At 60.5% G+C, this 13192-nt stretch carries 10 protein-coding genes; 7 read left to right on the top strand and 3 right to left on the bottom strand.

The window, feature by feature from the left end:
• Nucleotides 1–343 precede the first annotated feature (343 nt).
• From EAH74_RS19435 to EAH74_RS19405, 7 genes are all read left to right on the top strand, one after another.
• Entirely contained in the window at nt 344–1585 is a 1242-nt protein-coding gene (locus EAH74_RS19435) for an SfnB family sulfur acquisition oxidoreductase (RefSeq protein ID WP_140680425.1), read from the top strand.
• A 23-nt stretch (nt 1586–1608) separates the two neighbouring features.
• Nucleotides 1609–2814, top strand: a complete 1206-nt coding sequence (locus tag EAH74_RS19430) for an SfnB family sulfur acquisition oxidoreductase (RefSeq protein WP_140680423.1) — start codon at nt 1609–1611, stop codon at nt 2812–2814.
• A complete protein-coding gene (locus tag EAH74_RS19425; protein WP_140680421.1) occupies nt 2814–4172 on the top strand; it encodes an LLM class flavin-dependent oxidoreductase in 1359 nt (452 codons plus the stop codon). The genes EAH74_RS19430 and EAH74_RS19425 overlap by 1 nt, the downstream gene beginning before the upstream one ends.
• Nucleotides 4173–4331: 159 nt before the next feature.
• Entirely contained in the window at nt 4332–5141 is an 810-nt protein-coding gene (locus tag EAH74_RS19420) for a MetQ/NlpA family ABC transporter substrate-binding protein (protein WP_140680419.1), read from the top strand.
• A gap of 2 nt (nt 5142–5143) precedes the next feature.
• Nucleotides 5144–6265, top strand: a complete 1122-nt coding sequence (locus EAH74_RS19415) for a methionine ABC transporter ATP-binding protein (RefSeq protein ID WP_140680417.1) — start codon at nt 5144–5146, stop codon at nt 6263–6265.
• Nucleotides 6255–6899 carry a methionine ABC transporter permease gene (locus EAH74_RS19410; RefSeq protein ID WP_033058513.1) on the top strand — a complete coding sequence of 215 codons (645 nt, stop codon included), beginning with the start codon at nt 6255–6257 and terminating at the stop codon, nt 6897–6899. The genes EAH74_RS19415 and EAH74_RS19410 overlap by 11 nt, the downstream gene beginning before the upstream one ends.
• Nucleotides 6900–7098: 199 nt before the next feature.
• Complete coding sequence (locus tag EAH74_RS19405) at nt 7099–7725, top strand: class I SAM-dependent methyltransferase (protein ID WP_140680415.1); 627 nt, start codon at nt 7099–7101, stop codon at nt 7723–7725.
• Between the two features lie 224 nt (nt 7726–7949).
• On the opposite strand, the gene EAH74_RS19400 is transcribed toward EAH74_RS19405, so the two are convergent.
• From EAH74_RS19400 to EAH74_RS19390, 3 genes are read right to left on the bottom strand one after another with little or no spacing between them, the layout of a single operon-like run.
• Nucleotides 7950–10997, bottom strand: coding sequence for an efflux RND transporter permease subunit (locus tag EAH74_RS19400; RefSeq protein ID WP_140680413.1), 3048 nt, complete (start codon nt 10995–10997; stop codon nt 7950–7952).
• On the bottom strand, nt 10994–12061 hold the full coding sequence (locus EAH74_RS19395; RefSeq protein WP_140680411.1) for an efflux RND transporter periplasmic adaptor subunit: 1068 nt from the start codon (nt 12059–12061) through the stop codon (nt 10994–10996). Before EAH74_RS19395 ends, EAH74_RS19400 begins: the two co-directional genes overlap by 4 nt.
• Nucleotides 12058–13161, bottom strand: a complete 1104-nt coding sequence (locus EAH74_RS19390) for an efflux RND transporter periplasmic adaptor subunit (protein ID WP_140680409.1) — start codon at nt 13159–13161, stop codon at nt 12058–12060. The genes EAH74_RS19395 and EAH74_RS19390 overlap by 4 nt, the downstream gene beginning before the upstream one ends.
• Nucleotides 13162–13192: the final 31 nt, after the last annotated feature.

Here is a 13192-nt window from a genome sequence, read left to right as displayed (position 1 = left end):
GCGTGCGAAGCCCTGTGGGAGCGAGCTTGCTCGCGATAGCTGAGTGTCAGCCAACATTGGTGTCGATTGAAGCGCCGCAATCGCGGGCAAGCTCGCTCCCACAGGGCTTCGCCAGCGGCTACACGAATCTGTGGCACCCCCCCTTCTATGCATATTCCTAAAAGTTAGTTTATTAATTTTTTATACACGCTTAGGGTATATGCACCGGACCACCGGACATTCTTGATTTCGTTCGCCGCAACCCTCGCGGCGTTTCCATGAGATGTGAGGTAGGTATGGTCCGGAACACAATCACCCCAGTGCAGATCGCCAGGGCATTGCGTGCAGCCAAGGAGCGGCACTGATGTCCAGTCTGGCAGAAGCAACCCTCCAGAGTGATCTGGACATCGCGCCGTTGTTGTTGCCCGCGCAGGTCTTGCGTAACGACGCACAAGCCATCAAGGCCGCCCATGAGCTGGCGCAAGTCGCCCGTCTGCAAGCAGCCAAACGCGACCAGCAGCGCAAGCTGCCGTGGTCGGAAATCGAACAGTTCACCCGCAGCGGTTTAGGCAGCATTGCTATCCCTCGTGAGTACGGTGGCCCGCAGGTTTCGTTCGTCACAGTTGCCGAAGTCTTCGCGATCATTTCCGCGGCCGACCCGGCACTGGGACAGATCCCGCAGAACCAGTTCGGCATTCTCAACCTGGTGCTCGGCAGCGCCACTGAATCGCAAAAAAAACAGCTGTTCAAAAGCGTGCTCGACGGTTGGCGAATCGGTAACGCGGGACCTGAACGCGGCACCAAAAACACCCTTGAACTCAAGGCGCGAATCACCGCCAGCGGCGACGGCTTCGTCCTCAACGGGCAGAAGTTCTATTCCACCGGCGCCCTGTTCGCCCACTGGGTCGCGGTCAAGGCGCTGAACGACGACGGCAAGCAGGTGCTGGCCTTCGTTCGTCGCGGCACTCTTGGCCTGCGCATCGTGGATGACTGGTCGGGCTTCGGCCAACGCACCACCGCCAGCGGCACCATTTTGCTCAACAACGTGCAGGTCGACGCCGAGCTGGTGGTGGACAACTGGAAGATCAACGACAGCCCGAACATTCAGGGTGCCGTGTCGCAGCTGATTCAAGCAGCCATTGACGCCGGCATCGCCCGGGGCGCCATCGACGATGCGATCGAATTCGTGAAAACCCGTGCACGGCCGTGGATCGACGCCAAGGTCGAAAGGGCCAGCGACGACCTCTATGTAATCGCCGACATTGGCAAACTGAAGATCGAACTGCACGCCGCCGAAGCGCTGCTGCGCAAGGCCGGGCAAGTGCTCGATCAAGTCAATGCCGCGCCGCTCACCGCCGAGTCCGCCGCCCGCGCCTCGATTGCAGTGGCCGAAGCCAAAGTGCTGACCACCGAGATCTCGCTACTCGCCAGCGAAAAGCTCTTCGAACTGGCCGGCAGCCGCGCCACCCTCGCCGAATTCAACCTCGACCGTCACTGGCGCAACGCCCGCGTGCACACGCTGCACGACCCGGTGCGCTGGAAGTATCACGCGGTCGGGACGTATCACCTGAACGGCACTTTACCCGCTCGCCACTCCTGGATTTAACGACCAGATCTCTGGAGAAACACATGACTCTTTCTCACCACGTCGCGGTCATAACCAGCGATGAGCAAGCCCTGATCGTCGCCAGTGACCTGGCCGAAGATTTCAAACGCGACAGCGCCCTGCGCGATCGCGAACGCCGTTTGCCACACCCGGAACTGGAAGTGTTTTCCCGCTCGGGTCTCTGGGGCATCAGCGTGCCAAAAGAATACGGCGGCGCCGGGGTTTCCAACGTCACCCTGGCCAAGGTGATCGCGCTGATCGCCCAGGCTGACGGTTCCCTCGGCCAGATCCCGCAGAACCATTTCTACGCGCTCGAAGTGTTGCGGGTGAATGGCAGCGAAGAGCAGAAAAAACGCCTGTATGCAGAAGTGCTGGCCGGCCAACGATTCGGCAATGCCCTCGCGGAACTGGGCACCAAAACCGCCCATGACCGCGTCACCAGCCTGACCCCTGATCTGCATGGAGAACGTGACGGCTATCGCATCAACGGCCGCAAGTTTTACGCCACGGGTGCTATTTATGCCCAGCGCATTCCGACGTCGGTCGTGGATGAACACGGCGTTCAGCAACTCGCTTTCGTCCCTCGTAATGCCAAGGGTCTGACGGTAATCGACGACTGGTGCGGTTTCGGCCAACGCACCACCGGCAGCGGCTCGGTGGTGTTTGAAGATGTCTACGTCGCCGCCGAAGACGTGATCCCGTTTCAAAGTGCGTTCGAGCGCCCGAACCCCGTCGGCCCGCTGGCGCAGATTCTTCACGCTGCTATCGACACCGGTATCGCCCGCGCCGCCTATGAAGATGCGCTGCATTTCGTGCGCACCAAGACCCGACCGTGGATCGATTCCGGCAACGACAAAGCCACCGAGGACCCGCTGACCATCAAGAGCTTCGGTCACTTGAGCATTCGTCTGCACGCCGCCGAAGCCTTGCTGGAACGCTCCGGCGAATTTCTCGACAAGGCCCAGGCCAACACCAACGCCGAGACCGTCGCCGCCGCGTCGATTGCCGTCGCCGAAGCTCGCGCCCTCAGCACCGAGATTTCCCTCGCCGCTGGCAGCACGCTGTTTGAACTGGCCGGCAGCCAGGCAACCCTGATCGAACATGGTCTGGATCGCCACTGGCGCAACGCCCGGGTTCATACGTTGCATGACCCGGTGCGCTGGAAATATCACGCGGTCGGCAATTACTACCTCAACGATGAAAACCCTCCATTGCGAGGGACCATCTGATGGCCGATGCCAAAAAGAAAATCCTGCTCAATGCGTTCAACATGAACTGCATCGGGCACATCAACCATGGTCTGTGGACGCATCCACGGGACAACTCCACTCAGTACAAGACGCTTGAATACTGGACCGAACTGGCGCAGTTGCTGGAGCGCGGACTATTCGACGGTCTGTTCATCGCTGACATCGTCGGCGTGTACGACGTCTATCAAAACTCGGTAGACGTGCCGCTCAAAGAGTCAATCCAGTTACCGGTCAACGACCCGCTACTGCTGGTTTCGGCCATGGCCGCGGTCACCAAAAACCTTGGCTTCGGCCTCACCGCCAACCTGACTTACGAACCGCCGTATCTGTTCGCCCGACGCATGTCCACGCTCGATCACCTGAGCCGTGGCCGGGTCGGCTGGAACATCGTCACCGGCTACCTCGACAGCGCCGCCAAGGCCATGGGTCTGAGCGAACAGGTGGAACACGACCGTCGTTACGACCAGGCCGATGAATACCTGCAAGTGCTCTACAAACTCTGGGAAGGCAGTTGGGAAAACGGGGCGGTGCTTAATGATCCGCAGCAGCGGATCTACGCGCAGCCCGAGAAAGTGCACAAGGTCGAGCACAAGGGTGAGTTCTATCAGGTCGAGGGTTATCACCTCTGCGAACCCTCGCCGCAGCGCACACCTGTGCTGTTCCAGGCGGGCAGTTCGGATCGTGGATTGCTGTTCGCCGGGCGACATGCCGAGTGCGTGTTCATCAGCGGCCAGAACAAACCGTCGACCAAGGTTCAAGTGGACAAGGTGCGCGCCAGTGCCGTCGAGGCCGGGCGCAACCCCGAGGACATCAAGGTGTTCATGGGGCTGAACGTGATTGTCGGCGCCACCGAAGAGCTGGCCTGGGCCAAGCACGCCGAGTACTTGAGCTACGCCAGTGCCGAGGCCGGCGTGGCGCATTTCTCGGCCTCCACCGGGATCGATTTTTCCGAGTACGAAATCGACGAACCGATCCAGTACGTGAAGAGCAACGCCATCCAGTCCGCCACCAGGAATCTGCAAAACAACGACTGGACCCGCCGCAAATTACTCGAGCAACACGCCCTCGGTGGTCGCTACATCACCGTGGTGGGGTCGCCTGAGCAGATCGCCGACGAGCTGGAATCATGGATCACGGAAACCGGGCTGGATGGCTTCAACCTGACGCGAATAGTCACGCCGGAGAGCTATGTGGATTTCATCGATTGGGTGATCCCGGAGTTGCAACGGCGCGGGTCGTACAAGACCGCTTACGACAGCGGCAGCCTGCGAGAAAAACTGTTTCACGGCGAGGCGCATTTGCCTGAGCAACACACTGGCTCCGCGTTCCGCCGCTAAAAGCATCGCGAGCAGGTCGAATCGTCGCACCGTCGCTCCCACAGTGGATTTTTGGTGTTCACACAATCCCTGTGGGAGCGACGGTGCGACGATTCGACCTGCTCGCGATGAGGCCCTACCAAACACCAAAAATTCAATGCCCTGACTGGAAGACTCATCATGACCAAAAAACTGTTCAACCACCCAGTCAAAGCACTGGCCCTGGCCCTCGGCCTTTTCAGCTCCATCACTTTCGCCGCCGACGCGCCGCTGAAAGTCGGCACCACCGCCGCTTTCGCCATTCCCCTGGAAGCCGCCGTCGAAGAAGCCAAAAAGCAAGGCCTGCAAGTCGACCTGGTGGAGTTCAGCGACTGGATCGCGCCCAACGTCAGCCTCGCTGCCGGGGACATCGACGTGAACTACTTCCAGCACGTCCCGTTCCTGGAAAACGCCAAGGCCGCCGCTGGTTTTGACCTCGTGCCATTCGCTCCGGGGATCATCAACAACGTCGGCCTCTACTCGAAGAAATACAAAAGCTTCGACGAGCTGCCTGAAGGCGCCAGCGTGGCGATCGCCAATGACCCGATCAACAGCGGTCGTGGTCTGCAACTGCTGGCCAAGGCCGGGCTGATCACACTCAAACCGGGCGTCGGCTACAAGGCCACCGAAGAAGACATCATTGCCAATCCGAAGAAAATCAAAATCCTTCAGGTCGAAGCCGTGCAATTGGTACGCGCCTATGACGACGCCGATCTGGTCCAGGGTTACCCAGCCTACATCCGCTTGTCGAAGACCTTCGATGCCGGCTCCGCCCTGCTGTTCGACGGCCTCGATCACAAGGAATACGTGATTCAGTTCGTGATCCAGCCGAAAAGCAAAACCGACCCGCGCCTGATCAAATTCGTCGACATCTACCAGCATTCGCCGGCCGTGCGCGCGGCCCTGGATAAAGCCCACGGCAAGCTCTATCAAGCCGGTTGGGAAAGCTGAATATGACGGCAGCCACTCAACTGCGACTGGAGATTCCAGAGCCACATAAAGCCGAACAAACCGAACTGCATCCGGATTTGAACCGCGCTCACGTGCGCTTCATCGGTCTGGGCAAAACCTACAACGGTCAGCAGGGTCCGGTCGCCGCGCTGCACGGCATCGACCTGGCGATCCAGCGCGGTGAAGTGTTCGGCATCATCGGCCGCAGCGGCGCCGGCAAGTCGTCGCTGATCCGCACCATCAACCGCCTGGAACAACCGAGCACGGGGCGCGTGCTGATCGATCAGGTCGACATCGGCGAGTTCGATGAAGACCGCCTGGTGGTGCTGCGTCGGCGCATTGGCATGATCTTCCAGCACTTCAACCTGATGTCGGCCAAGACGGTTTGGCAGAACGTCGAGTTGCCGCTGAAAGTCGCCGGTGTGCCGAAGGAAAAACGCGAGCAGAAAGTCCGCGAATTGCTGGAACTGGTAGGCCTGCAAGAGAAACACAAGGCCTACCCTGCGCAGCTGTCCGGTGGTCAGAAACAGCGCGTCGGCATCGCTCGGGCACTGGTGCATGACCCGGCGATTCTGCTGTGCGACGAAGCCACTTCGGCACTGGACCCGGAAACCACGCAATCAATCCTCGGCCTGCTGCGCGAGATCAATCAGCGCCTGGGCCTGACCATCGTGCTGATCACCCACGAGATGGCGGTGATTCGCGATATCTGTGATCGAGTCGTCGTGCTGGAACACGGACGAATCGTCGAGCAAGGCCCGGTCTGGGAAGTCTTTGGCGACCCGCAGCACGATGTCAGCAAAACCTTGCTGGCGCCGATCCAACACGGTTTGCCGGAAGAATTGCAAAGCCGCTTGCAGCCACACCCACAATCCTCGGACGCCGCAGTTGTGCTGCGTTTGCAGTTCACCGGCAGCGCAAGCGATGAACCGGATCTGGCCGCACTGTTCACCGCCCTCGGCGGACGTGTGCGCTTGCTGCAAGGTGGCGTGGAACGGATTCAGGGCCATGCCCTCGGGCATTTGCTGCTGGCGGTGACCGGCTCGTCCCTCGGCGCAGAGGAATTGCGTCAACGCGCCGGCAACTGGGCGCAACAGGTGGAGGTGCTGGGTTATGTGGTTTGATCGCTTGCTGCAAGGTTTCATCGACACCTTCCTGATGGTCGGCGTGTCGTCATTGATCGCGCTGCTGGCGGGCATTCCGCTGGCGGTGATTCTGGTCACCAGCTCCAAGGGCGGAATCTATGAAGCACCGGCGCTGAATCGTGCGTTGGGCGCGTTCGTGAACCTGTTTCGCTCGATTCCGTTTCTGATTTTGATGGTGGCGCTGATTCCATTTACCCGATTGATCGTCGGCACCACCTACGGCGTTTGGGCGGCCGTGGTGCCGCTGACCATCGCCGCTACACCGTTCTTTGCGCGCATTGCCGAAGTCAGTTTGCGTGAGGTTGATCATGGGTTGATCGAAGCGGCGCAGGCGATGGGTTGCCGGCGCTGGCATATCGTTTGGCATGTGTTGTTGCCCGAGGCGTTGCCGGGGATTGTCGGTGGTTTCACGATTACGTTGGTGACGATGATCAACTCATCGGCAATGGCGGGAGCGATTGGTGCCGGTGGGTTGGGCGATATCGCCTATCGGTACGGGTATCAGCGGTTTGATAGTCAGATCATGTTGACGGTGATTGTGTTGCTGGTGGTGTTGGTGGCGGCGATTCAGTTGGGCGGGGATCGGTTGGCTCGGGGGCTCAATAAGCGTTGAGCCTGGCTGAAGTTATCGGTTGTCAGTGATACCGCTTTCGTCGGAACGCCGCCCGGAGCAGGCTCGCTCCCACAGTTGATCGCGTCCGTCTGGACATCTCGATCGAATGTGGGAGCGAGCCTGCTCGCGAATGGCTGCGAAGCAGCCACCGGCGCCTTGGCGTATATTCGGCAAATCCCAATTGCCTGCGCAGCCCACCATGAAACAGACCCCCACCGACCTTGAGCAGATCACCTCCACCACCCTGGGCCATTACAACTCGGTGGCTGAAAGTTTTCGCGAAGGGACTCGCGATCATGATGTCAGCCAGAACATTGCTGCGTTGCTGCGGCATATTCAGGGTGAGGCGCCGTTCGACATTCTCGATTTTGGCTGCGGGCCGGGTCGTGATTTGCAAACCTTCACGCGCATGGGCCATACCGCTGTCGGGCTTGATGGCTCGGAGAAGTTTGCGCAGATGGCGCGCGAAGACAGCGGCTGTGAGGTCTGGCAGCAGGATTTTCTGAAGCTGGATTTGCCGGCCGAGCGCTTTGACGGGATCTTCGCCAATGCGGTGTTGTTTCATATTCCGCGCCAGGAACTGCCTCGGGTATTGAAGGAGTTGCGCGGGGCTTTGAAGCCGGGTGGGGTGTTGTTCAGTTCCAATCCGCGTGGCGAGAATCAGGAAGGGTGGAATGGGCCGCGTTATGGGGCTTATCACGATTTGCCAGCGTGGCAGGAACGGCTGACCGAGGCCGGGTTTGTGGAGTTGGAGCATTACTATCGGCCGGCGGGGTTGCCGCGCGAGCAACAGCCTTGGTTGGCGAGTGTCTGGCGTCGGGTTTGATTTTAGCGGTGTGTCAGCTAGATCGACCCCTCACCCCAGCCCTCTCCCCAGCGGGGAGAGGGGGAAAGGGAGCCGATCTTCAAGTCTTTCAAAACCTGGGTTCGGCTTGATTTCCCCGGTCGCAGAATGCCTCAGAAACGACTCGGTCAGCCCCCTCTACCCCCTGGGGAGAGGGTTGGGGTGAGGGGTGGATTTCAAGCCGAGCACACACTCGTGTAACACCCTTAATCTTTCTTCGGCTCCCGAATCTTGTACCAAGCCACATATAGCGCCGGCAAAAACAGCAATGTCAGCAACGTCGCAATAATAATCCCGCCAATCATCGCGTACGCCATCGGCCCCCAGAACACTTCCCGGGCGATCGGGATCATCCCCAGGCTCGCCGCCGCAGCCGTCAGCAGAATCGGTCGGCGACGATGCTCCGTGGCTTGCACCACCGCATCCCACGGTGCATGACCGTCCTTCTCCAGGGCGTCGATCTGCGTCACCAGAATCACCGAGTTGCGGATGATGATGCCGATCAGCGCCAGTATCCCGAGGATCGCCACAAAGCCCATCGGCGTGCCCGTCGGGATCAACGCCAGCACCACGCCGATCAGCCCGAGTGGCGCGACACTCGCCACCAGGAACAGCTTCTGCACGCTGTGCAACTGGATCATCAGGAAGGTCGCCATCAAAAACAGCATCAACGGCACGACCTTGGCAATCGGCCCTTGGGCCTTGCCGCTTTCCTCGACGGTGCCGCCAGTGGCGACCTTGTAGCCCACCGGCAAACTGGCGGCGAATTTATCGATGTCGGGTTGGAGTTGTTTCACCAGATCGGTCGGTTGAATGTCGTCGCGCACCGCAGCCTTGATGGTGATGGTCGGTTTGCGGTCACGGCGCCAGACCAGCGGTTGCTCAAGTTCATAGCGCACGGTGGCGAACGCCAGCAGCGGAATCGACGTGCCGCCCGGCGTGACGATCTGCAAATTCTGCAGGGTTTCCGGGGTGCCGCGTTCGGCGTCTTCCGCGCGGCCCACCACGTTGATCAGGTAGATATCGTCATCGACCTGAGTCACGGGTGCGCCGACCACGATGCTGTTCATCAGGTTGGCCACGTCTTCTGACGACAGTCCCAATTGCCTTGCCTTGTCCTGCGCGATGTCGATGCGCAGGACTTTGCCCGGTTCGTTCCAGTCGTAAATGATCTCGCCAATGTGCGAGTTTTTATCCAGTTCGGTGGCCAGGGCGATGGCGTGTTTGCGCACCTGATCGATGTCCTTGCCGCTGACCCGGTACTGAATCGGCCGCCCCACCGGCGGGCCCATTTCCAGCGCCTGGACGTAACTGCCGATACCGACAAAATCCTTGCGCAGGCGCTCGCGCAAGCGTTGGCTAAGCGCGTTACGCGATTCCAGCCCTTTGCTGACGATCACCAGTTGCGCGTAATACGGGTTCTGCAATTGCTGGTCGAGGGGCAGGTAGAAACGGATCGCACCTTCGCCGATGTAAGTACTCCAGCGCACGATGTCCGGGTCGCCCTTGAGTGTCGCCTCGAGCTTGTCCACTGCCTTGCGGGTTTCGGCGATCGAAGCGTTTTGTGGCAGGTTCAGGTCGACGAGGATTTCCGGGCGGTCCGAGGACGGGAAGAACTGGTTCTGCACAAACTGCATGGAAAACACCGACGCCACGAACAGCAAGAGGGTGATGCCGATCGCCCACCAGCGATTGCGCATGGCCCAGAGCATGCCGTAATTGAACGTTCGGCCAATGCGCCCCGGTTCTGCTTCGTGAGGTTTCACGTTGGTGCTGAGGATGTGCACGCCGATCACCGGGGCGAACAGCACCGCGACAATCCACGACACGATCATGGCCACCGCGATCACCGCGAACAACGTGAAGGTGTACTCGCCGGCCGAGCTGGCATTGAGGCCGATGGGCACGAAACCGGCCACCGTCACCAACGTACCGGTGAGCATCGGGAACGCGGTCGAGGTGTAGGCGAACGTGGCCGCTTGCTCCTTGGTCTCGCCCATCTCCAGGCGCGTGACCATCATCTCGACGGTGATCATCGCGTCATCCACCAGCAGGCCGAGGGCGATGATCAGCGCGCCGAGGGAAATCCGCTGCATGGTGATGCCGCTGTATTCCATGAAGACGAAGACCATCGCCAGCACCAGCGGAATCGAGCAGGCCACCACCAATCCGGCACGTACGCCGAGGCTGATGAAGCTGACGATCAGCACGATCACCACCGCTTCGAACAACGCACTGGTGAAGCCGCCGACGGCTTTTTCCACCACTTCGGCCTGGTCGGAAACGTTGTGCACGCCGACGCCCACCGGCAGATCGGCAGTCAGGTCGGTCATGCGCTGGTGCAACGCCTTGCCGAACACCTGAATGTTGCCGCCCTTCTTCATCGCAATGGCGAGGCCAATGGCAGGATGGCCGTTAAAGCGGAATTCCGGGGTCGACGGGTCGACATAGCCACGGCTGATGTCGGCGATGTCGGCCAAACGGTAGAAACGGTCGTTGAGTCGCAGGTTGACGTTTTCCAGGTCCTTCTCAGAGACAAACTGCCCCGACGTGCGCACGGAAATCCGCTCGGGACCTGCCTCGATCACACCGGCCGGGGTCACCGCGTTTTGCGATTGCAGGCTCTGCACCACCTGACGCTGATCAATGCCCAGCGCCGCCAGTTTGCGAGTGGAGAAGTTCAGGTAGAGGACTTCATCCTGCTCGCCGACCATCTCGACCTTGCCCAGCCCCGGCACTTCGCGGATCTCGGCGCGGACTTGCTCGACGTAATCGCGCAATTGGCGCATCGACAAACCGTCGGCGGTAAAGGCGTACACCGAGCCGAACACGTCACCGAATTCATCGTTGAATCCCGGCCCTTGCAGGCCTTGAGGGAAGTCGCCGCGAATGTCATTGATCTTCTTGCGCACCTGGTACCAGATTTCCGGGATGTCCTTGGCGCTGGTGGTATCACGCAAATTAACGAAGACCGTCGACTCGCCGGGGCGGGTGTAGCTTTTCACGTAGTCGAGCGAGTCGAGCTCTTCGAGTTTTTTCTCGATCCGGTCAGTGACCTGCTTGAGGGTTTCTTCCTGGGTCGCGCCCGGCCACCGGGTCTGGATCACCATGGTTTTGATGGTGAACGACGGGTCTTCCTCACGGCCGAGGTTCAGGTACGAGAACACGCCCATCAGCAGCGCGATGAACATCAAATACCAGACAAACGACTGATGCTTGAGGGCCCATTCGGACAAGTTGAAACTCCCTTTCATTGCGGGCTGTCCTCATCGATTTTTACTTTCTGCCCCGGTTTCAGGCTATTCACCCCGGCACTGACCACCCGCTCGCCGGACTTCACCCCGTTCGCCAGGACCATCGTTGAGTCAGTGCGGCTGACCAGGCTGACATCTCGCGGGGAAACGGTCTGGGTCTGCGGGTCGATGACCCAGATCCGCGGTTTGCCATCGACCTCCTGGAGCGCAGTCAGGGGCAGTTCGATACGCGGTTTGATCGCGGAACTGAGGGTCACGCTGATGGCCGTGCCCAGGCGAAAACCCGGTGGTGTGTCGGTCAGTGTCAGGCGGGCGCGACGGGTACGGGTCGCGCTTTGCGCCTGGGGTTCGATTTCGCGAATGATGGCGGTGGTGGTGATGCTCGGGTCGAGCTGGACGGCCACCTGAAACACCACGTCTTCCGGCAACTGGTCGACCAGGGTGTCCGGCAGGTCGATCACCGCTTCCTTGATGTCCGGCTGCGCCAGGGTCACCACTTGCTGGCCGGCGCTGACGACTTGCCCGGCTTCGGCGTTCCACGCGGTGACCACGGCTTTGTGGTCGGCGCGCAGTTCAACGTAGTTGAGCTGGTCCTTGGCCTGATCGACCGCAGCCTTCGCTTGATCGAGGGAGGCCTGGGTGGTTTTGAGATCGGTCTGTGCGATGTCGAGTTGCGCCTGGGCGCCCACGCCACGATCGAACAACTCTTGCTGACGCCGGGCGTTGGCCTGGGCGTTGATGAGTTGCGCCTGGACGCTGGCCAGATCACCCTGAGCGGAGCGCAACTGGTTCTGCTGATCGGTGGGGTCGAGCGTGGCGAGCAACGCGCCCTTATCGACTTCGGCACCGACATCGACGTTACGGCTGGCAATACGCCCCGGCACCCGGAACCCGACATTGCTTTCATACCGGGCCTGGATGTTGCCAGCGAAGCGGCCCAGGCTTTCTTCGTCCAGAGACTGGACCTTGATGGACAGCACCGGACGCACAGACTCCGGCGGCGGTTCCTTTTTCGAGCAGGCCACCAGCATCACACCGGCGCATACCAGTAACAGACGCTTCATGGCTGGGCTCCCGCGGATAAATCCTTATAGGTGTTTTCGGCGATTTCCACCTTCACGCCGGGGTGCAGCAACTGTCCGCCGGCGATGACCACTTTTTCGCCACCTTTCAGGCCGTCGCTGATGATCACTTTGCCCGTCAAGTAGCGGCCGACCGTGACGGTGTGCAGCTGTGCCTTGCCCTCGCCGTCCACCAGCCACACCGCCGGGTCGCTGAGATTTTTCGTCAGAGCCGACCAGGGCAGTTCGACCGCCGATTTGCCTGGCGTCTTGGCCGTGGCACTCACCACCGAACCGAGCTGCATGCCTTCCGGTAGTCCGTTGAGAGTGACTTTGACCTGCACCGTGCCGGTCTGCGCGGAGACGGCCGGGGTGATTTCCCGAACGGTGCCGGTGGTTTTGATCGCGGGGTTGTCGAGCAGGCTGACGACCACCGTTTTATCCTCTGGAGGCTCTTTCAGCAGCGATTCGTAGACGTTGAACACGGCGTCGCGCTCACCGTCCCGGGCCAGGCTGAAAATCGGCACAGTGGCCTGCACCACCTGGCCGACCTCGGCCTGGCGCGCGGTAATCACCCCCGGCGCGTCGGCAATCAGCGCGGTGTAGCCCAGTTGTTCCCGGGCGTTGGCCAGCTGCGCCTGTGCGGCAGTCAGCGCACTCTGAGTGCTGCGCAAGGCGGCCTGGGCGGAATCGAACTCGCTCTGGCTGGTGTAGCCCTTGGGCAGGAGTTTTTGCTGGCGAACGAATGCGGCGGCGGTCTGTTTGACCCGGGCCTGCTCGGCAACAACCTGCGCCTGAGCCGAGTCGACGCTGGTTTGCAGGTCCTTGGGATCGAGCTTGGCCAGCACTTGTTTGGCCGATACCCGGTCACCGACATCGACCATGCGCTGGATGATCTTGCCGCCAACGCGGAACGACAGGTCAGTCTGGACCCGCGCCTGAACATCACCGGTCAGGGTCACCGTCGCCGCGTAATCCGCAGGTTTTACCTCTTGCACGAATACCCGCGGACGGTCCTTTTCGACCGGTTTTTTATCGCCACAGGCGCTCAGCAGAACAAGGAGGCTCAGGCCAACCACTGTTTTCAATCCGGGACCCACCATGCAGACTCCTTTGCGTTGTACGAACGTGCCA

It is taken from the genome of Pseudomonas mandelii, from assembly GCF_006438925.1.
In the GTDB taxonomy this organism is placed as follows: Bacteria; Pseudomonadota; Gammaproteobacteria; order Pseudomonadales; family Pseudomonadaceae; genus Aquipseudomonas; species Aquipseudomonas mandelii_C.
This window is presented reverse-complemented; position numbering and strand designations above follow the sequence as displayed.